At 28.8% G+C, this 20,166-nt stretch carries 21 protein-coding genes; 10 read left to right on the forward strand and 11 right to left on the reverse strand.

The window, feature by feature from the left end; all coding sequences use genetic code 11:
* The first annotated feature begins 142 nt into the window (after window positions 1-142).
* Complete coding sequence (locus LXN10_RS06245) at window positions 143-841, forward strand: Bax inhibitor-1/YccA family protein (protein ID WP_375725006.1); 699 nt, start codon at window positions 143-145, stop codon at window positions 839-841.
* A gap of 37 nt (window positions 842-878) precedes the next feature.
* Window positions 879-1,283 carry a thiamine-phosphate pyrophosphorylase gene (locus LXN10_RS06250; protein WP_375725007.1) on the forward strand — a complete coding sequence of 135 codons (405 nt, stop codon included), beginning with the start codon at window positions 879-881 and terminating at the stop codon, window positions 1,281-1,283.
* Here the strand turns inward: LXN10_RS06250 and LXN10_RS06255 are convergent.
* Window positions 1,235-1,927 carry a methyltransferase domain-containing protein gene (locus LXN10_RS06255; RefSeq protein WP_375725008.1) on the reverse strand — a complete coding sequence of 231 codons (693 nt, stop codon included), beginning with the start codon at window positions 1,925-1,927 and terminating at the stop codon, window positions 1,235-1,237. The two genes, LXN10_RS06250 and LXN10_RS06255, sit on opposite strands and share 49 nt — an antisense overlap.
* A gap of 70 nt (window positions 1,928-1,997) precedes the next feature.
* Between LXN10_RS06255 and secG the strand changes: the two genes are divergently transcribed.
* The 6 genes from secG to LXN10_RS06285 all read left to right on the forward strand — a co-directional run bounded on the left by secG (window position 1,998) and on the right by LXN10_RS06285 (window position 7,930).
* Window positions 1,998-2,384 (forward strand): preprotein translocase subunit SecG, encoded by a 387-nt coding sequence (gene secG, locus LXN10_RS06260; protein ID WP_375725009.1) that lies wholly within the window; start codon window positions 1,998-2,000, stop codon window positions 2,382-2,384.
* A gap of 189 nt (window positions 2,385-2,573) precedes the next feature.
* Window positions 2,574-3,131: a ribosome recycling factor gene (gene frr, locus LXN10_RS06265; RefSeq protein ID WP_375725010.1), complete on the forward strand. Its 558-nt coding sequence runs from the start codon at window positions 2,574-2,576 to the stop codon at window positions 3,129-3,131.
* 2 nt (window positions 3,132-3,133) lie between these two features.
* Window positions 3,134-3,742: an orotate phosphoribosyltransferase gene (gene pyrE, locus LXN10_RS06270; RefSeq protein WP_375725011.1), complete on the forward strand. Its 609-nt coding sequence runs from the start codon at window positions 3,134-3,136 to the stop codon at window positions 3,740-3,742.
* 6 nt (window positions 3,743-3,748) lie between these two features.
* The gene (locus LXN10_RS06275) at window positions 3,749-4,234 is read left to right on the forward strand and encodes an RDD family protein (protein ID WP_375725012.1); all 486 of its coding nucleotides are present in this window, start codon (window positions 3,749-3,751) and stop codon (window positions 4,232-4,234) included.
* The gene (locus LXN10_RS06280; RefSeq protein ID WP_375725013.1) at window positions 4,235-5,323 is read left to right on the forward strand and encodes an MFS transporter; all 1,089 of its coding nucleotides are present in this window, start codon (window positions 4,235-4,237) and stop codon (window positions 5,321-5,323) included.
* A gap of 66 nt (window positions 5,324-5,389) precedes the next feature.
* Window positions 5,390-7,930: a putative bifunctional diguanylate cyclase/phosphodiesterase gene (locus LXN10_RS06285; RefSeq protein ID WP_375725014.1), complete on the forward strand. Its 2,541-nt coding sequence runs from the start codon at window positions 5,390-5,392 to the stop codon at window positions 7,928-7,930.
* A gap of 10 nt (window positions 7,931-7,940) precedes the next feature.
* Here the strand turns inward: LXN10_RS06285 and LXN10_RS06290 are convergent, their stop codons facing one another.
* Genes LXN10_RS06290 through LXN10_RS06300 form a run of 3 tightly spaced genes read right to left on the reverse strand, consistent with a single transcriptional unit; the run spans window position 7,941 to window position 9,486 of the window.
* Window positions 7,941-8,678: a YaaA family protein gene (locus LXN10_RS06290; protein ID WP_375725015.1), complete on the reverse strand. Its 738-nt coding sequence runs from the start codon at window positions 8,676-8,678 to the stop codon at window positions 7,941-7,943.
* A gap of 7 nt (window positions 8,679-8,685) precedes the next feature.
* Window positions 8,686-9,102, reverse strand: a complete 417-nt coding sequence (locus tag LXN10_RS06295; RefSeq protein WP_375725016.1) for a YchJ family protein — start codon at window positions 9,100-9,102, stop codon at window positions 8,686-8,688.
* Window positions 9,103-9,120: 18 nt separating this feature from the next.
* Window positions 9,121-9,486, reverse strand: a complete 366-nt coding sequence (locus tag LXN10_RS06300; RefSeq protein ID WP_375725017.1) for a hypothetical protein — start codon at window positions 9,484-9,486, stop codon at window positions 9,121-9,123.
* A gap of 111 nt (window positions 9,487-9,597) precedes the next feature.
* Here LXN10_RS06300 and LXN10_RS06305 point away from each other — a divergent pair, with 111 nt between their 5' ends.
* Both LXN10_RS06305 and LXN10_RS06310 read left to right on the forward strand, forming a co-directional pair.
* On the forward strand, window positions 9,598-9,990 hold the full coding sequence (locus LXN10_RS06305; protein ID WP_375725018.1) for a hypothetical protein: 393 nt from the start codon (window positions 9,598-9,600) through the stop codon (window positions 9,988-9,990).
* Window positions 9,990-11,159, forward strand: coding sequence for a YbfB/YjiJ family MFS transporter (locus LXN10_RS06310; RefSeq protein ID WP_375725019.1), 1,170 nt, complete (start codon window positions 9,990-9,992; stop codon window positions 11,157-11,159). The genes LXN10_RS06305 and LXN10_RS06310 overlap by 1 nt, the downstream gene beginning before the upstream one ends.
* A 62-nt stretch (window positions 11,160-11,221) precedes the next feature.
* Here the strand turns inward: LXN10_RS06310 and LXN10_RS06315 are convergent, their stop codons facing one another.
* The 7 genes from LXN10_RS06315 to LXN10_RS06345 form a co-directional block, all read right to left on the reverse strand.
* Entirely contained in the window at window positions 11,222-12,616 is a 1,395-nt protein-coding gene (locus tag LXN10_RS06315; protein WP_375725020.1) for an aldehyde dehydrogenase family protein, read from the reverse strand.
* 47 nt (window positions 12,617-12,663) lie between these two features.
* Entirely contained in the window at window positions 12,664-13,092 is a 429-nt protein-coding gene (locus LXN10_RS06320) for a universal stress protein (protein ID WP_375725021.1), read from the reverse strand.
* A 12-nt stretch (window positions 13,093-13,104) separates the two neighbouring features.
* A complete protein-coding gene (locus LXN10_RS06325) occupies window positions 13,105-14,427 on the reverse strand; it encodes a TRAP transporter large permease (RefSeq protein ID WP_375725022.1) in 1,323 nt (440 codons plus the stop codon).
* Window positions 14,417-14,884: a TRAP transporter small permease subunit gene (locus LXN10_RS06330; protein ID WP_375725023.1), complete on the reverse strand. Its 468-nt coding sequence runs from the start codon at window positions 14,882-14,884 to the stop codon at window positions 14,417-14,419. Before LXN10_RS06330 ends, LXN10_RS06325 begins: the two co-directional genes overlap by 11 nt.
* Before the next feature lie 104 nt (window positions 14,885-14,988).
* The gene (dctP, locus tag LXN10_RS06335) at window positions 14,989-16,005 is read right to left on the reverse strand and encodes a TRAP transporter substrate-binding protein DctP (protein ID WP_375725024.1); all 1,017 of its coding nucleotides are present in this window, start codon (window positions 16,003-16,005) and stop codon (window positions 14,989-14,991) included.
* Between the two features lie 146 nt (window positions 16,006-16,151).
* Window positions 16,152-17,432: a 4-aminobutyrate--2-oxoglutarate transaminase gene (gene gabT, locus LXN10_RS06340; protein WP_375725025.1), complete on the reverse strand. Its 1,281-nt coding sequence runs from the start codon at window positions 17,430-17,432 to the stop codon at window positions 16,152-16,154.
* 201 nt (window positions 17,433-17,633) lie between these two features.
* On the reverse strand, window positions 17,634-20,147 hold the full coding sequence (locus LXN10_RS06345) for a transporter substrate-binding domain-containing protein (RefSeq protein WP_375725026.1): 2,514 nt from the start codon (window positions 20,145-20,147) through the stop codon (window positions 17,634-17,636).
* Between the last annotated feature and the right edge of the window lie 19 nt (window positions 20,148-20,166).

Here is a 20,166-nt window from a genome sequence, read left to right on the forward strand (position 1 = left end):
TTATATACATATATAAGATAATATAGTCATGTGAATCAATTATGTTTATAAAGTACATTTAGTTATCATATTTAAAGATATTATTAAGCTTTACATATTAAAATATCAACTGTATATATAAAAATACAAAAAGGAAGACATAATGTACAACAGAGATTATTTATCTCATAAAGATACAACGCAACAATATACACAAGAATCATCTAAAGTTGAATTAATGAGCTTTTTAAAAGCTACATATCAATTATTTGCAGGTTCACTACTTGCTGCAACTGCAGGAGCTTATATCGGGTTAGGTATGGTTTCAACAATTGCTAGTTGGTATTGGGGATTAGTTATTTTAGAATTTATCTTATTATTTGGACTATTTGCAGTTAAAAATAAACCTGGAATTAACCTAGCGGTTTTATTCGGATTTACTTTTGTAAGTGGTTTAACAATTACTCCTTTACTAGCATCAGTATTTGCAATGCCAGCAGGTGCTTCAATAGTAGCACAAGCATTTTTAATGACTTCAGTAGCTTTTGGTGGAATTTCAATGTTTGCCCTTACAACTAAAAGAGATTTCTCTGGTATGGGGAAAATGTTGTTTATTGCTCTTATTATATTAGTAGTAGGATCTATTTCTAATATTTTTATTCAAGCGCCATTATTACAACTTGGAATAGCGATGGTGGGAGCTGTTTTATTTTCTGCGTTTATTCTTTATGATACACAACAAATTATAAAAGGTGGGTTTTCAACTCCAATTGAAGCTGCTATTTCTTTATACTTAGATTTCTTTAATCTATTTATTTCATTATTACAAATACTTGGTATTTTTAATAGTAGTGACGACTAAATCATAACTCCTCGAGTTATGATTTACTTCTTATAACATGAATACTACAGAACTTAGACTTATTGATGCAAATCTAAATCGCCTAAGAGAGGGAATTAGAGTTGTAGAAGATATCTTTAGATATGTTTATAATAATAAAGATATCGCTTCAAAACTAAAAGAGTTAAGACACAAATCAAGAATATCTATTTATGATGAACTTTTAGATTCAAGAGATATAAAAAATGATGTCTTAAAACAAAGCACTGCATCAGAAAAAAGTAGAGATAACTTAAGCTCTATTTTAATAGCTAATTTTAAAAGAGCTCAAGAGAGTTCTAGGGTACTAGAAGAAGTTTGTAAACTAGAAGAAAATAATAGTAGTGAAGTATTTAAATATATACGATATGAACTTTATGATTTAGAAAAAGCTTTGACAAAGATAACTTCAAATTCTAAATAATTTAAACTATACTCTTTATATAACTTTTTAGCATCTTTAAATTCAAGAGTATTACCACCACTTACACCTGATCTCTTAATATAATCAAATAATTTTTTCTTATTATCAAATTCTAAATTATAAGTTATAGTTTCAAATTCACAATCACAATATTGTAAAAAAGCTTTTTTTATTGATTGTTCATCTAATATTGGTGATTTTTTATTTGTTATTGCTTGTATTGTTTTAAAAGTATTTGAAGTAAATAAAGCAGCATAAATTTTAGGAGATATAGAACTAATAGCTTTAACTATCTTACTTAAATCCTTTGACCATTGTAATGCAGATGAAGATATCACAACATCATATTTTTCATTTTTAATATTTTCAAAAAAAGCTTCACTATCAAAATCAAAACATTTTACTTCTATATTATTAGCTTTAGGATGAATATTACACATATTTTGTGAAAAATCCATAGCTTTATAAAAATCATACTCCCAAGAAATGTTTTTTATAACTTGCCCAGAGCCACAACCTAACTCTAATATTCTTTTAGGTTGACAATTTATATCTCTAATAATAGATTTTGCAGCAATTTGTTGTACAATATTGTATGAGTTATATTGATTTGCGTATTTTGAAAATTCGTTTTTTACGGACATAATCGAATCTTAACTTTTTTTTAATAAATTTTGGATAAAATACCTACCATTTTTTCAAAGGAATAATATTATGACATCAACACTTTTAATAGTTCAATTTATTTTAGCAGTACTATTAACAATTTGCATCTTACTTCAAAAAAGTTCAAGTATGGGATTAGGTGCTTACAGTGGAAGCAACGAATCTTTATTTGGAGCAAAAGGTCCTGGAAACTTTTTAACAAAAGCGACTATGGTTTTAGGGTTAATTTTTGTTTTAAATACTCTAGTTTTAGGATATTTTTATAATGAGAATAGACAAAGAAGTGCAGTAGACAATGTACAAACAGAGAGTTTAATTCCAAAAACTCCTGAAAAAGCTCAAGCACCTACTGCTCCAGCAGCACCAGTAGCTCCAGCAGAAAAAACTACACCTACTGTTCCAGTAGTACCGACAGTTCCAACTACTGAAAAATAGTTGATTCTGAAGAGGTAGTTCAAATGAAATATTTTTTCAAAGAACTACTTCATCTTTTAATAAAAAAAGAAAATATGTTTTCTTTTAACTTTCAAAGAGAATATATTATCAAAAATTTATTTCAGTTTAGTATGCCAATCAAGAAATGGTATAATATGCAAAATTTAATAATAAATCAAAGGAGAGAGAATGTTAAATGAGATTTATTCAGAAACAAAAGAGAAAATGGATAATGCAATAGAAGCATTAAAAAGAGACTACAAAACACTAAGAACAGGTAAAGTAAGTACTACAATTTTAGATGGTATAAAAATTGATTATTATGGAACACCAACTGACTTAACTCAAGTGGGTTCAGTACTAGCACCTGATGCCACAACAATTGTAATAAACCCATGGGAAAAGCATCTTGTAGGTGATATTGAAAAAGCAATTCAAAATGCTAATATTGGTGTTAATCCAAATAATGATGGTGAAGTAATTAAACTATTTTTCCCTCCTATGACTGTTGACCAAAGAAAAGAGAGTGCAAAACAAGCAAAAGGTATGACTGATGATGCAAAAGTAGCTATTAGAAATATCAGAAAACATGCAAATGATAGAGTAAAAGTTCTTCATAAAGATAAAGAAATAACTGATGATGAAAACAAAAAAGCTCAAGATGAAATACAAAAAATTACAGATTCTTATGTAACAAAAGCTGACGATACTTTCAAAGCAAAAGAAGCTGAAATCTTAAAAGTATAATTATGGTAGTAGAACAAATATACAAAGATGCAAATGCTCTATTAGAAGGTCATTTTAAATTAAGTTCAGGAAATCATTCTAAATACTATTTACAATCTGCAAAAGTATTAGAAGATCCTAAAACTGCAAAATTACTAGCTGAAGAATTAGCAAAACAGATAAAAGAGTCTGGATTAAAAGTCGATGCTGTTTGTTCACCTGCTCTTGGTGGATTGATTGCGGGATTTGCACTAGCAACTGCACTTGATGTAAGATTTATCTTTGCAGAGCGAGTTGATGGTGAGATGACTATAAGAAGAGGTTTTGAAGTTACCAAAGGTGAAAAATATATTATCTGTGAAGATATTATTACTACTGGTGGTAGTGCTTTAGAAGCTGCAAAACAAATCGAAAAAGATGGTGGTGAAATACTTGCTTATGCAGCATTGGCAAATAGAGGTTTTTGTTCAAGAGTTGGAAGTGAATTAGAACCAAAAGATAATTGTAAATTACCCCTTGATAAACCACTTTTTGCTTTAGATGACTTTACATTTGAAATGTATGCTCCTGATGATTGCCCTATGTGTAAAGAAGGCTCAGTTGCATACAAACCTGGAAGTAGAGGAAACTAATCCATAATGAGTAGATGGAGAGATATAAAAGCTGGTAAAAAAGAACCACTTAATGAAGAGTTTAAAAAAAATGATTTAAATTCTAATATCTGTACATCTATTCCTGCTAGAATCAAGGCTTTTATTGTAGACATGTTTATGATAATGATGCCTTTAGCTTATGTTACTACTTATGTTTTTATGAATGGAAAAGATGACTTCCAAGGAAGCGAAGAAGCAAGATGGAGTCTATCTATTATTTATGGTTTGATTATTATTGTTTTTTGGATAGCAAAAGGTCAAACTCCAGGATTAAAAGCCTATAGTTTAAAACTAATAGATGAAAAAACAAAAGAAAAAATATCATTCCCAAAAGCTATTTTAAGATATTTATGTTTTATATTTGCAGCTACTACTATTGTTCTTGCATTTTTACCATTTTTTAGGAAAGATAAAAAAACTTTTCAGGATCTAGTTGCTAATACCCTCGTAATCAAAATTCAAAAAAAATAAATGCTTTTTTTTAACTTATCTGCATTTTATTTCTTTTATTTTGCAGCCGTTGCAGTCTATGTTATATTTATGCCAAAAGTACTCCATGACATAGGGTACACTCCTTCACAAATTGGAGTAATATTTGCCCTAGCTCCATTGATGAGATTTGCCACTCCATTTTTATTTTTAAAACATATTAAACTCGATAGAAATATTTTTAGATTAGCTTTATTTACTTCAATTCTTTGTTCAATTGGATTTTATTTTACACTACATAATTTTTATGCTTTTATGCTAAATAATGCTCTTTTAGGAGTTTGTCTAAGCCTTATATTACCTTATATTGAAGTTATTGCTTTAAAAGAATTAGGTAAAGATAAATATGGTAAATCTAGACTTTATGGCTCAATTGGATTTACTGTTATTGCATTAGTTTTAGCCAAGTTTTTAAGTGAACCACAAATTGCATTGAACTATTATTTAACTGTAAATATCTTTATTGTATTTTTCTCACTTTTACTTTTAAAGCATGATGTTGAACATAAAGATACAATTAGTTCAAAACCATTTTCTGTTCTTGAATATTGGCCTTTTTGGTTAAGTCTATTTTTTATGCAAATAAGTTTTGGTGGCTTTTACAACTTCTTTACTATATATGAGACAGAACATGGGATATCACTAGAAATGACCTCTTATCTTTGGTCTTTTGGAGTTATTTGTGAAATACTAATGTTTTATTTCCAAGCACCAATATTAAAAAACAATCTTTTAAATATAATAAAATTCTCTATTTTTTTGACAGTAATTAGATGGTTATTACTTTATTTATATCCAGATAACCTATATGTGACATTTTTCACTCAATCAATACATGCCTTTTCTTTTGGACTGTATCATAGTTCTGTAATTATATATTTATATTCAATATATGAAAATAAAAAACTTGCGCAACAATTTATGTATGGAGTTGCTTATGGACTTGGTGGTTTTATTGGAGCTTTAGTTGCAGGATGGTTATATGGAGAGAACTTATTTTTATATTCGAGTATATTTGCAGTAATTTCATTACTTTTTGTTAGTACTTTAAAAACTGAAAGAAAAATTTAATTATATTTATAATAGTATTATATTATTTTATTTTTATTTTACTTGCACGAAGAGAGACTTACTATTATGATTAAAACGCTAAAGAATTATTTTCGGATTTCAATACTAGCAATTAGTTTATTGCTTTTTCTTATTTTTTATTTCTTTTCTTCAACTATACACACAAATTTAACTATTCAAGAAAATGAGAAGATATCACAATCTTTATCTAAACAAATCTTTAACTCTATGTATCAAGTTATGAGAAAAGGTTGGACAAGAGAAGAGATAACACAATTTATGGGAGATATTAAAAGCTCTTTTAAAGAGTCTTCATATAATATTGAAGTCTATCGTTCAAAAAAAGTTGAAGATATCTTTGGAAAAATAAATCAAGGAGAAATCACCGAAAATCTGCAATATGTCTTTGATACAAAAAAAGAATTTAACCTCTCAAAAGATAATAAGATTAGAAATATAACTCCAATATTAGCAAAACAAGAGTGTTTAACTTGCCATACAAATTCAAAAGTTGGTGATGTTCTAGGTGCTGTTGATATAGAATATGATTTTAATTATTTAATAGATGAGACCAAACACCAATACTTTTTATTGTCACTAATAATCTTACCATTTATGATATTTTGTGCATTTTTAATCTCAGGAAATCTACTAAAAAAAATAGATATTTCGATTAAAGGTTTTAAAGACAAAATAGAAAGTATAAATAGTGTAAAAGATTTTAAAACTTTAGACTTATCTCCTCCTAAAAAAAGCTTTACAGAGTTTAACCACATAATGAACGGATTAACTGATTTAAGTAATAAGCTAAGAAATATTGCAGTTGATAAAGATATATTAGAGTTTGAAGTAAAATTACTAGATAAGATGATAATAACCTCTGATGTGATTAGGGATTGGAAAGAGTATATAAAAGATTTATTACATGATATAAATCTTGTATTGCCAGTTCATTGCCTTATTACTATATTTAAAGCAAATGATGAATTTTATGAGATTGAAATTTTTTGGTTAGGAAAACCAAATGATAAAGTCATAAAACACATTGAAGCAGTATCATTTGAGATGATTAAATCTCACCACAAGTTAGATATTCTTGATTGTAGTATTAACCATAACTTTACAAATGAAAATTATTCTTTAGTAACTTTAGATATTAAAGATATAGAACATGAAGCAAAATCTATACTTTTAGATGCCCCAAAAATTGGAGGAATTGTTGGACTTGGTATTCAATCAAACCTAGAGAAAGACTCAATTCATTCAATAGTTATAGACTCAATTTTAACAACCCTATTAAATCTTGTTGGTTCAATTAAAGCCATTAATAAATATACTGAAAACTTAGAGTTTTATGCAACTAGAGATCCACTAACATCACTGTTTACCCAAAGAGTATTTAGAGATTTAATGGAATATGAGATTAAACGAGCTGCTAGACATGACTATACCTTTGGATTGTTAGTTATAGATTGCGATAATTTTAAACCAATAAATGATGCCCATGGACATACTTTTGGAGATGAATTTTTAAAAGCCCTTGGAAATATACTTGCTGATTCAAAAAGAGATGAAGATATACTTTCAAGATATGGAGGAGATGAGTTTACACTAATCTTACCAGAGTGTAGTAAAGAAGAGAGTTTCTCAATTGCACAAAGAATTTTAAATAATGTAAGTAATCTTGAACTCATAAGCCCTGATGGTACTAAATGTAGTATGACTGTATCTATTGGTATGGCTATGTATCCTGAGCACTCTACTATTCAAGTTGAGTTATTCAACATTGCAGATGCCATGATGTATGAAGCCAAAACGATGGGGAAAAACTCAATTAAATATCCAAATAAATATGATTTAGAAGAGATCCATAGGGAAGCTGAAGATAAATCTATGCTTGTTCTAAATGCCATTAAAAATGAAAATATTATTCCTCATTTTCAACCAATAGTAAATCTAAAAACAAATGAATGCGAAATAAATGAACTTCTAATGAGAATAGAAATAGATGGAGAATACTTACCAGCTGCTAAGTTTATAGAAACAGCAGAAGCTCTAGGAATAGTTCATAAAATGGATTATATGGTAATAGAAAAAGCTTTTGCAAAAATAAATGAAACAAATTATCAAGGGCTTTTATTTATAAATCTTTCTCCAAAAGCTTTAATTATAAGTGAGTTTATAAATAAGATAGTAGTACTTGCACACAATTATAATATAAATAGAGATAATATTGTATTTGAAATAACAGAAAGAGAGACTGTTAAAAGTTTCTCTTTATTAGAAAGATTTGTTCAAAACCTTAAACTTCAGGGATTTAGTTTTGCAATAGATGATTTTGGTTCAGGATTCTCTTCTTTTCATTATATTAAAAAGTTTCCAATTGATTATATTAAGATTGATGGAGATTTTATTATAAACATTACTAAAGATAAAAAAGATGTAGCTTTCGTAAAATCAATCGTTGCTTTAGCAAAAGAGTTAAAAGTCAAAACAATTGCTGAGTTTGTAGAAAATGAAGAGATTTTAGAATTTTTAAAAGATATTGATATTGATTATGTTCAAGGTTACCATATCGGAAAACCAAACAAAGAAATAAGAATGTAAAAATTGTTAATTATTTTATATTCATAATTAGCAATTTTATATTCTTTTTTTCTTGTATCTCAACTAATTCTAATCCTGGGATTTGAGTATTCATAAACTCAGCTATTGATTGAACATTGTTTTTAGCAAGAGTATTTAAAACCATACCCCTATAATGTTTTGCCCAATGGGATACAACTTTACCCTCTTTTAAAAATTTAATAGTTATAACTGTAGCATTTGTAGGTGTATAAAATTTTTCATAAAAACCTGCTCTTAAATCAATAATTTCCTCACCAATATATTCATCTAAATCTTTTGAGAAATTATCTTTATAAAATTTCTCAATATTCATATTTGGTAGTTTAGCACCTTGTTTAAATTTATAATCAGGGATTAAATCACTGGCTTTTATTGGACCAAATAAATTAGAAAACAAAATTACATTCTCATCAATATAATTTTGTCCTTCTCTTGTCAAACTATTGTACTCTAAAGCATCAAAAGCTACACCGTTATATCTTTGTATTGCTTTCATTGAAGGTTTGTTTCTCAAGCTTTCTTGATACTTCTTTACATCATCTAATTTTTTTATTCCAAACCAAGCAGACAATTCTTCTAAACTTAAACTTTGTACATGCTTTTCATAAGCTTCAAAAGCCTCTTGTCTTAAAGAGAAGTTCTTTTCTAAAAAGAAGTTCTTTTTTGAAAAGGGCTTTTCTTCTCCTCCACTATTTTTTGTCTCTGCAGGAGCCAATAATACCTTCATCTATTTCCTAATCATCTAAGAATTCGCCACTTCTATAGAGCCATTTCCCATCTATTTTTAAAAATTTGCTTTTCTCAGTAAATGAAACATCCAAGCCTCTTTGTTTGATTCCTACTTTAAATGTCACATAAGACTCTTCATCTCCATCTATAAAATCAAGTATTTCAAGACTATAAAAATCATTTGAACTTATAACATTTTGAAGATCTTCTCTCCACTTACTTTTATTTTTTGAGTACTCAATATTATCTTCATGAGTTGTACTAATTATATAATCTATATCTCCTACTACAAAAGCTGAAAATCTAGATTTCATAAGTTCTACTGCAGTTTGTGGGTATTCACCTTCATGGAAGATTTTACAACAATTTTTATAACTTTTTTTACTACCACATGGGCAAGCTGCATGTTCATTATAAGACACATTGACTCCTATTTTTATTTAAGATATTAAATCTTTATACTCTTTTGTTCTAATTTTTCTATTTATTTCTCTTTTTATTATACCAAAAGCATATTTACTATCTCCACCACCAATTACAGCTTTTTGAGATTCGCAAGAAGGACATAAAAAATAGGTCTTATGTAATAAATAGTCATTTTCATAAACCAATATTTCACCACATTCCAAGCAATGACATTTTAAATTTACAATTTCTTTTTTCTTCCATTCCCATCGCCAAGGAACTTCATATAAATTATCTTGTGTGTATTTGTAAAAATCCTCTTTTGTCATAAAAAAGGCATAATATAAAATAAGACAAATTAAAAATAATCCTATGCCCAACGCTATATATGTATAATTCAAATAAATCCTTTATAAAAAGTTATTATACAAAAAATTATATTTAATACAGCAATATTTTTTTACTAATATTTATAATGTTTAATGTATTATTATACAAAACAAAGGAAATAAATGCTTCAAAACTTCCCAATTGAAATTGTATCTAACATTGTATCTTTATTGATTATAGTACTAATAATTATAAAATTTGTTAGTTATAAAAAGAAAGTCTCAGTAATAGATGGTTTATATAAATTAGAAGAAGAGAATAAGCTCTCTAATAATGACAAAGAGTTTATTAAATCAAATCTACTTGAATATGAAATCTTACATGAGAAACAAATAGGCTTTAATAAATTTATGTACCCAGCTTTTATTTTAGTCGCTGGTATATTTTTTATATATTTTGACTTTGCTGAAGCAATGATTCATATTAATATACTTGTTGTTGCTTTTATATACTTATATATCAAAAAAATTCATTACAAAAATTATATTGAACTACTAAAAGGCATTAAGATTTAATGAAATCTTTTTCAAAACTTTTTTTAGCTTCATTTTTAATTATCTTATCATGTATGGGTTTGGCTAGATTTGCTTTTGGTATGATTTTACCAAATATGCAAAGTGATTTAAATATATCAACTACGGTTGCAGGATTAATTGGAAGCGCAAATTTTGCGGGATATTTTATAGGTATAATCTTTGCTAGTAAAATATATTCACACTTTAAAACAGCACCTTTGATTTCATTGTCCCTTTTTCTTCAAGGTCTTAGTATGATATTAATGGCCTCATTTCATAATTATTTAATTATATGCATTTTGTATTTTTTAATTGGTTTTCTAGCAGCTATTTTAAATGTAGCAATCATTGTTTATTTATCACACGCAGTACCTGAAAAGATACGGGGGAAAGCCCTTGGCATCGCAGTGAGTGGAAATGGTGTTGCGATTATATTTTCAGGATTTGTAGTTCCTTATTTGGAACAATTCTATCAAGCTAATTCTTGGAGAATATCTTGGATTATATTCTCTTTGATTATTATTGTGATTTCATTTTCCATAAGATATTTGTTAACTTATGAAGTAGACCATAAAACAAAATCTGATGTAAAGTTTTATTCTTATATTAAAAATAAAAACTTTTGGAAAATAGGCTCCTTATACTTCTTTTTTGGTATCTCTTATGTTGTGTATGTAACTTTTTTTGTAAGTGCGGCTATTGATAAATGGAGTTTGAGCTCACAAGTATCTGGTATGTTTTGGTCAACTTTCGGATTTATTTGTATATTTGGAGGGTTTTTATTTGGAATAATTGCAGATAAATATGGAACTTTTAAAACTCTAATTCTAGTTTTTGGAGTTCAAGCTTTTTCCATCTTTATCATTATTTTCGATACTCCAAGTTTTGTGCTATTTGTTTCTGTATTCTTTTTCGCAATATCTGTATGGAGTGTGCCTACAATGATTACTATGCTTTGTACTGAGTTCTTTGGGCTTAAAAAAACGGCACAAGTATTTTCTCTTGTAACTCTTCTTTTTGCTCTAGGTCAAATTATAGGACCTATAGTGGCTGGATATATTCATGATACTTTAAAATCTTATGATTATGTGTTTCTTATGGCATTTATATTAAGTTTCCTAGGATTTATTTCTTCTATCATTTTTTCATATAAGAAAATCACTATCTAAAGAATCCATAAAAAAAGGGGAAACAATAAAGCTTCCCCTTCTTCTTTAGATTAAATCTCTTCTTATAATACTGGTGATTTGATTACCATCATTTTTTGGTTTGTCATCTCTTCCATACTATAATGAATCCCACCTAATCCTAATCCTGAAGCTTTCGCTCCTCCAAACGGCATCCAATCTACTCTAAATGCTGTATGGTCATTTACCATAATTGCTGTCCCATTTATTCTTTTTACTGCTTTTAGTGCCGTATCTATATTTTTTGTAAATACTGCTGCTTGGAAAGACACATCTAAAGAGTTCGCTCTATCGAATGCTTCTTCTATATCTGAGTAAGAATAAATTACTACTACTGGTCCGAATATCTCTTTTTGAGAAATAATTGCATCATCAGATGGGTTTAAAATTACTGTTGGTTCAAAGCAAGAATCAGAAATTCTTTTACCACCAGTTAATATTTTCCCACCTTTTGCTACTGCATCATTTACCCATTCTTCTACTCTATTTACTTCATTATGGTTAATTAGTGGTCCTACTTCTGTTTTAGGGTCTAATTGATCACCTACTACTAATTTAGATGCATAATCAGAAAGTTTAGAAGATACTTCATCACAAATTGATTCATGTACATATACTCTTTGCACAGAAACACAAACTTGACCTGCATGGTAGAATCCACCTTTACCCAAGTCTGGAATCATTGCATCGATATCTGCATCTGGTTCTACTATTACAGGGGCAACACCACCATGTTCTAGAGCAACTCTTGTTCCATTTGCCACTTTAGATTTTAAGTACCAACCAACTGCACCAGAACCTATAAATGTTAGGAAATCTACTTTAGGAGAAGTTGCAAGTAATTCTCCTCCATGTCTATCACAAACTACTGCTTGTGCCCATCCTTTTGGAAGTCCTGCTTCTTCTAAAATCTCTACTAATCTTATTGCACTCATTGGAGTTTGAGTTGCTGGTTTGATTACTACTGGGCATCCTACTGCGATTGCTGGAATTACTTGATGAACTGCTAGGTTAAATGGGTGATTAAATGCTGATATCGCTGCAACCACACCTATTGGTTCTCTAAATGTGTAAGCCATTCTATTTGCACTTGAAGCTGTATGACCCATTGCCACTTCTTTACCTTCTAGTGCTCCTAGGGCTTCAATAGATAGTTTTATACCGTTGATCGCTCTATTTATTTCAACTTTAGAATCTACATAAGGCTTCCCACCTTCACTTGCACAAAGTATTGTTAATTCTTCTATTTGCGAAGACATTATCTCTGCTACTTTTTCTAAAATCTCTATTCTTTTATATTTTGGTAAGGCATTCTTATGATCTAAAAAAGTCGCACTTGCCAAATCTATTGCTGCTTGTACTTCTTCTTCACTATTAAATGGTACATTCCCTACTACTTTCCCATCAAACGGCGATGTTACTTCTATTGTTTTACTCATTCTTCAACTCTCCTAAAAAATATTTATATATATAAAACTATTATTAACTAACGATTTTCTAATCGTATTACAAATACAGAACAGTGAGCATGTCTAATTACACGCTCAGCTGTACTACTAATAAAATAACTACTTAATCCAGGTCTTGTTGCCATCATTACAATTGCATCAGCCTTTCTTCTTTTTGCTTCATCAAGAATCTCATCATGAACAATTCCATCTTTTACTACAAAAGATACTTTATCCAAGGGCAAGGAATGCTTTTTGGCAATCTCTTTTAATTTATCTAAGGCAACATGATCATAATTTGTTTGATTGTCATCATCTAAAACCACAGAACCATGTATACGATTTTGATTTGTAAATAACAAAGTCATTTTTCCATCATCATCTAAAACTTCCAAAGCCCCTTTAAATAACTTTTCATGATTCTTTGAATATGCAATATGAATCGGTACTAAAATATTTTTAAACATTAAAACTTTCCTTTATCCCATAATCAAATTGGGTAGCCAAACAACAATGTCTGGAAAAATCATACAAGTAATTAATACAACTAAATTAATAAGTATAAAAGGAGTTACTGATTTATAAATTTCACTCATTCCTACATCAGGTGGAGTAATCCCTTTAAGATAAAATAATGCAAATCCATAAGGTGGTGTTTGCACCGCAATTAAAATATTAATAATCATCAATACCCCAAACCAAATTGGATCATAACCCAACGAAACAGCAATAGGAGTAAATAATGGTGCACACATCAATACAATAACATAATCATCAAGTATAAATCCCAATAATATCATTATAACTTGGAACATCATAATAATAACAATTGGAGGTAAATCTAAACCTTGTGCAAAATTAGCAATCATACTTTGAATTCCCATAAGTAACTGGAAATTACTAAATAATGAAGCACCTAAAATAATCCACATAGCAACACTAATCAATGATGCGGCTTGTAAACCTGCTTTTTTAAATATTTCAAATTTAAATCTTTTGAAGAACATTGCAAGAATAACTGCTCCTGCTACTCCTAAGGCACCTGATTCAGTTGGTGTTGCTATACCTAAAATAATACTACCTAAAACAACAAAAATCAAACCAATAGAGAAAAATCCATCTACAGCTATTTTAAATTTATCTTTTGCTTTTAAAACAGGTAAACCTATTGTTTCACTAAGTAAAGGAGCACGCTTTGGATTCAACTTTGTACTAACTACGATATAAATTATTATAAGCGTAATTGTCAATAAAGCTGGCACAATTGCGCCTATAAACATTCGTCCAACTGAATTGTGTGTTGAAGCTGCAAACATAACCATTGGAATACTTGGAGGAATTAAAATTCCCAAAGCTCCACCTGCCATAATTGTTCCAAGCGCTAATTTACGATCATATCCCGCATCTAACATTGGTTTTAAAGCAATACTTCCAGAGCTCATAATCCCAGCACCGATTATTCCAACCATAGCACCAATCATAGAACAGATGAAAACAACACTAATGGCTAGTGAACCACGAACTTTACCAATCATCAATTGACTAGCTTTAAACATCGCATCACCAATACCCGTGTGTGATAAAAGTTGTCCCATATAAATATAAAGAGGAATAGCAAGTAAAATATAATTAAAATATGTTGATTCTATTGTTGTTGGAATAACATTGAAAATCCCTGTTCCCCAAGAAAAATAACCAATTAACATTGCAATTCCACCTAATGCTAGACCTACAGGAGATCCAATTATGAAGAAAAATAAAAGACAAATTAATAAAACAATAGAAAGTGTCTCAATTCCCATTTTTATGCTCCTTTTTTTCTAGTAATGGTGTTCCTGTAAACAGGAAATAAAGTTCTACGATCATATTTCTAACTAATTGAATTGCAAATAATCCACTAGAAATACAGAACATAAGCCAGAAATGCCACATCGGAGGTGCCCATTCAGTTTGACGACGATAATTTAAGGCCATAGCCTCATTAAATTTAGTAAGGCAAAGATAACAAACAATAATAAGAAAAAAGATGCCTAATGAATAAGTAATAAGATTAAATATAGCCTTAACTTGAGGAGAAACTTTTATGTAGAATATATCTACATTAATATGAGATCTTTTTTGTTGGGCATAAGCTCCACCTATAGCAGCAATATAACCAAATAAAAATAAGGCAATATCAAATGTCCAAATAGGAGGTGAATCAAACATATATCGAGCTATTGTCCCATAAAAAACTACAAAAGCAAGAATGGGTACCATTACTGATACCCCCTTGCCTAACCACATAACCGGTGTGTCAATTGATACACAAAATAGTTGTAAAATCCTTTTAAACATGGTAATACTTGTTCAAAATTCAATTACTAGTTTTGTGTTTTTCTAAGAACATCAATCAATTGTTTACTATATGGACCTTTTTTAGAATACTCATCCCATAAACCAGCACCTGCTTTTTTCCAAGCAGCTTTATCAGCAGCTGATGGTTCAGGACTCCATTTTAGACCTTTTTTAACCATTTGATCAACAGCTTCTTTTTCCCATTGTCTTGATTTAGTTAATTGTTCTTTTGCATGATCTACAGTTGCTTCATAAACTTCTTTTTTTAATTTATCAGATAATTTATTCCAAGCTGATTTATTAACAAGAATAGGTAATACTTGTGCACCAGCTAATGGTAATCTATACATATACTTTGCAACTTCTACGTGATTTCCATCTCTATGGTCAATCATATTAGAACCAATAGAACCATCAATAACACCTGTTGCTAAACTTGTATAAATTTCACTCCAAGCTAAAGATACAGGAGATGCACCTAAGTTTCTTAAGAATTTACCATATGCACCTGGAGCTCTAATTTTAAGTCCTTGGAAATCTGCAATTGAATTAATTGGTTTTTTAGTAATAATATAAACTGGTGGTTGAATATATGGCTCTAACCATACAAGTCCTTGTGCATCATAAGCTTTTTTAAGGATATCTCCAAAACCTTGCTCATGGAATAGTTTATATAATTTATCAGTATCAGCTGTACCACCTGGTAAACCAAGTTCAATTATACCTGCTGGTAATTCTCCTGCATTTAGTGCTTGAAAAGGTGCAATCATTTGTACTAGACCTGATTTTGCAGCTCCTAATAACCCTGAACTTCCAACACCTTCACCTGAGAAAAGTACTTGAACTTTAATCTCTCCATTAGTTTTTGTTTCTATTCCTTTTGCAAGATCTTCATAGATTTTACCAAATGCTGTTCCTCGTCCGTATAAATTTCCGAACCTCCAATTAAATTCTGCTGCAGAAGCAGTATCAACCATAGCCATAATACCTAATAGCGCAATTACAGATGTTGCAATTATGTTCTTTTTAAACTTATTAAACATTTTCATTCCTTTTATTTTATTTTTTATTTTTTATTTTAAACTTTTAATTAATGATTTTTCAAAAAGAAAAATCATTAATATCAAGATTAGTTGTTTACACCTATTTTAATAATAAAAGTTCCCCCTTTTCTTATAATTTAAATTTTTTATTTTGCTATACTTCTAAATAACTCTGAAAATTTATCTAAACCTTCATTTGCGATTTCATCACTGATTGTTAAAGGTGGTAAGAATCTAATAACATTTCCGTTATATCCACAAGATAATAAAATCAATCCATACTCTACTGCTTTTGATATAATTGCTTTAGTTAATTCAGTATTTGGAACATTTGAATCACCATCAACCATTAATTCCAATGCAATCATAGAACCTTTATTTCTTACATGAGAAATTAATTTCGGAAATTCATTTTGTAAGGCAGTCAATCTTTTATTGAATAAATCTCCAATAACTACTGATCTATTTAATAAATCTTCTTCTTCCATAACTTTAAGTACTGCTAAACCAGCTGCACAACCTACTGGTGATCCACCATAAGTTCCACCTAATCCACCAGGTACAGGAGCATCCATAATTTCAGATTTCCCAACAACTGCTGATAATGGATAACCACCAGCAATACCTTTTGCCATAGTCATTAAATCTGGTTCAACCCCTGAATATTCACTATTAAACATTTTTCCAGTTCTACCAAATCCTGATTGAATCTCATCAAAAATTAATACAATTCCATTTTCATCACATATTTTTCTCAAAGCCTGTAATAGTTCAACTGGTGTTTCATAAAATCCACCCTCACCTTGAACTGGTTCAACAATAATTGCAGCTACATCTTCTGCTGGTACATCTGATTTAAATATGTTTTTAATTCCTCTTAATGAATCTTCAACAGTTGCACTATATGCTTCAGATGGAAAAGGAACATGATAAATTTCACCAGGAAATGGTCCAAATCCAATTTTATATGGAGCTGTTTTACCTGTTAATGCCATTGTTAAACTAGTTCTTCCATGAAAAGCTCCATTAAATGCAATTACAGCTCTTCTTTTTGTATGTGCTCTTGCAATTTTTACACAGTTTTCAACTGCTTCTGCACCTGTTGTTACAAAAATTGCTTTTTTGGGAGTATCACCTGGAGCTAAGGCTGTTAGTTTTTCTGCTAATTCAACTGCTACTTCGTATGGATTTACCATTACACAAGTATGACTAAAATTTTCTATTTGTGTTTTTACTGCTTCTATAATTTTTGGATGACTATGCCCTGTATTACATACAGCTATTCCTGTTCCAAAATCAATAAATCTATTACCTTCAACATCCCAAAGTTCTGCATTTTTTGCTTTTTCAACAAATACAGGATAAGTATTTCCTTGTCCTCTTGCAAATACTTTGTTTTTTCGTTCTTGTAATTTTTGATTAGTCATTTTTTCCTCTTTTATATTTAATAATTTTGTTTCAATTAATTATTACAGAAGAGGGTACTCAAATAGTATCATTATTGATTATTTTTATATGTTTTAGTAGAGAGTATTTATAAGGAAGAATTACTATTTAAATTAAATAGCATCAAGTATATTACTAAAAGAAGGTACTATAAAATAAAAGTTAAAATAAATTTAGTATATTTATTTCTGTTCTTTATTTTTTATTGATGAGAAGTTATTCTTTATATTAATAGGAATAAAAATAGAAAATTTAACTCCATTTGGAATATTTTGCACACTTAATTCCCCTTTCATATTTTGTTCAATAATCATTTTACTCATATATAATCCAAGTCCTGTACCGTTGTAACTATCTTTTGTTGTGAAATAAGGTTCAAATATTTTATGAATAATTGACTCATTAATTCCACCTGCATTATCTGCAATCAATATTCTAATATGAGTTTCAGCTTTTTTAGTTGTTATAGTAATACATGGATTTTTTATTTTTAGATCTAAAAAAGCATCTTTTGAATTTGTAAGGATATTTAATAGTACTTGAGAAAGTTCACTTTCAAACCCGCATATAATTGCATCATAAGAAATTCTATTTTCGATTTTAATATTATTACTTTTAAAACTATCATCAATAAGAAAAATTGTTTGTTGAAGGGCATCTCCTATTGAGAAAAATTGTTTTTCTTTATTTGGTTTAAAAAAGTTTTTAAAATCATCAATTGTCTTAGACATTTTATCGGTAAGTGCATTACTTAAAACTCTCTGTTTCTCCAAATACTCTTTATCTAATTTTCCAAGAGAGTGTCTTAAATGTATATTTTGAATAACTGTACTTAAAGCGCTTAAAGGTTGTCTCCATTGATGGGCAATCATACTTATCATTTCACCCATTTCTGCAAGTTTTGATTGTTGAATCAATAATTGTTCTTGTTTTTTTCTATTATTAATCTCTTCTTTTATTCTAGTATCTAATGTGTTATTTAAATGTTCAAGCTCATGAGTTTTGATTTTTAGTTTTCTATTTGATAATTCTAGTTCTTGAGTTCTACTTTGTACTTTCTTTTCCAAAGTACTGTTTAACATCTCTATTTCTTCTTTTACATTTGTCAATTTTTTAATATATTTTCGTTGAAGTATATATGTATATAAAATTAGCAATAGAATAAAAAATAGAAAAGATATAATACTCCAAAACAGTTTGTAATCAATACTTTTTTCATATTTAATAGAGACCCACTTATTTATAATTCTTTGTTTTGTTTCATCACTTATAGAATCAACTACTTTTTCAAATATACTTAATAGTACGGGGTCATCATTTCTTACACCAACAGATAGATGCCATTTTTCATCAAATTTACCTGATATTTGCAAACTTCCATAAAACTCTTCTTGAAAAGCATAAGCAACATTAAGATGGGTAGTTACTTGTCCAAAGAGTTCTCCCCTTTCAACTTTTTTCAAACCCATTCGTAGGTGATCTACATCTACAACTTGTAAATTAGGATAATCTCGTCTTATTATTTCATTGTATGCAAAGTTTTTTTGAATACCAATTTTTTTATTCTTTAGCATTTTCAAATCACTAATAAAGCTTACATTTCTTTTTGTAACTAAAACTAAGGGTGCTGTTACATATGGTTTTGTGAAACTCATATAGTGTTGTCTTGATTTTATATTTTGTACTAATGAAAGAACATCACATTTTCGCTCTTCTAAGTACTTTAAAGATTCTGTCCAGTTTTTTGTTTCTATAAGATTTAAGGGAATTCCTATTTTCTTCTCAAAAACTTTCATATAATCAGCAACAATACCTACATGTTTATGATTTTCTATTTTTTCGTATGGCATCCAATCTGGGTCTACACATAAAGTAATATTTGGTCTTCTTTGCAAATAATTAAGTTGCTCTTTTGTAAACATTATAGGTAAATTAGCCAAGTCTTTTAAAAACCATTTATCAAAAAGTTTTTTACTCTCTTTTATGGAAATAGAGTTTAATCCTTTTTCTAAAATAGATTGTAGTTCTTTTTTATCTTTTCTAATAAAAAAATATAAGTTTGAAGGGTTAAAACTAATAAGAGGCATAGCCTTTAAATCAATAATTAAATTCTTTTCTAAATATTTTTGAATGAGAATAGGAGAAGCTATTAGGGCATCAACTTTACCCTCAAGGAGTTCTTGTGCAGATTCTTGTACATTTTTTGTTTCTATAACTTTTATATCTGGATAATGATTTTTAATATTTGATATTGCACCTGCTTCATTAATAACTGCTACTTTTCTATTTTTCAAATCATCAATTGAGTTAATATTAGTTTGTTCTTTTTTTACAAATAAAATATTTTTGATTTGTAAAATATCAGAAGTGTATATACCATAATCACTTTTTACTTTTTTCTGATTTATTACAGGTGCTATATCTATTTCTTGATTTTCAAATGCAGATTCAATATCACCCTGAGTGATATCCACTGATTTAGTTTTGATTTGGTATTTTTTTATTATGAGATTTAAAACATCATTTGCAAATCCATTTCTTTGATAATCTCTGGTTAGGTAGCTTAGGGGATATAGATCTGTAATACCTATTTTTATCTCATTATTTTTAATCCATTTTTTCTCTTTTTCGCTCAAATCACTTGAGTTGGCATATAAAATACTAAAAAAGAAAAAAAGAAAAAAAAGAAACTTCAAACAATTACCCCTAAATATT

The sequence above is a fragment of the Arcobacter iocasae genome (assembly GCF_042214795.1).
In the GTDB taxonomy this organism is placed as follows: domain Bacteria; phylum Campylobacterota; class Campylobacteria; order Campylobacterales; family Arcobacteraceae; genus Arcobacter; species Arcobacter iocasae.

Coding starts and splice junctions, on each gene's coding strand:
- LXN10_RS06245 (WP_375725006.1), top strand. CDS start 143: ATGTACAACAGAGATTATTTATCTCATAAAGATACAACGCAACAATAT.
- LXN10_RS06250 (WP_375725007.1), top strand. CDS start 879: ATGAATACTACAGAACTTAGACTTATTGATGCAAATCTAAATCGCCTA.
- LXN10_RS06255 (WP_375725008.1), bottom strand. CDS start 1,927: ATGTCCGTAAAAAACGAATTTTCAAAATACGCAAATCAATATAACTCA.
- secG (WP_375725009.1), top strand. CDS start 1,998: ATGACATCAACACTTTTAATAGTTCAATTTATTTTAGCAGTACTATTA.
- frr (WP_375725010.1), top strand. CDS start 2,574: ATGTTAAATGAGATTTATTCAGAAACAAAAGAGAAAATGGATAATGCA.
- pyrE (WP_375725011.1), top strand. CDS start 3,134: ATGGTAGTAGAACAAATATACAAAGATGCAAATGCTCTATTAGAAGGT.
- LXN10_RS06275 (WP_375725012.1), top strand. CDS start 3,749: ATGAGTAGATGGAGAGATATAAAAGCTGGTAAAAAAGAACCACTTAAT.
- LXN10_RS06280 (WP_375725013.1), top strand. CDS start 4,235: ATGCTTTTTTTTAACTTATCTGCATTTTATTTCTTTTATTTTGCAGCC.
- LXN10_RS06285 (WP_375725014.1), top strand. CDS start 5,390: ATGATTAAAACGCTAAAGAATTATTTTCGGATTTCAATACTAGCAATT.
- LXN10_RS06290 (WP_375725015.1), bottom strand. CDS start 8,678: ATGAAGGTATTATTGGCTCCTGCAGAGACAAAAAATAGTGGAGGAGAA.
- LXN10_RS06305 (WP_375725018.1), top strand. CDS start 9,598: ATGCTTCAAAACTTCCCAATTGAAATTGTATCTAACATTGTATCTTTA.
- LXN10_RS06310 (WP_375725019.1), top strand. CDS start 9,990: ATGAAATCTTTTTCAAAACTTTTTTTAGCTTCATTTTTAATTATCTTA.
- LXN10_RS06315 (WP_375725020.1), bottom strand. CDS start 12,616: ATGAGTAAAACAATAGAAGTAACATCGCCGTTTGATGGGAAAGTAGTA.
- LXN10_RS06320 (WP_375725021.1), bottom strand. CDS start 13,092: ATGTTTAAAAATATTTTAGTACCGATTCATATTGCATATTCAAAGAAT.
- LXN10_RS06325 (WP_375725022.1), bottom strand. CDS start 14,427: ATGGGAATTGAGACACTTTCTATTGTTTTATTAATTTGTCTTTTATTT.
- LXN10_RS06330 (WP_375725023.1), bottom strand. CDS start 14,884: ATGGTACCCATTCTTGCTTTTGTAGTTTTTTATGGGACAATAGCTCGA.
- dctP (WP_375725024.1), bottom strand. CDS start 16,005: ATGTTTAATAAGTTTAAAAAGAACATAATTGCAACATCTGTAATTGCG.
- gabT (WP_375725025.1), bottom strand. CDS start 17,432: ATGACTAATCAAAAATTACAAGAACGAAAAAACAAAGTATTTGCAAGA.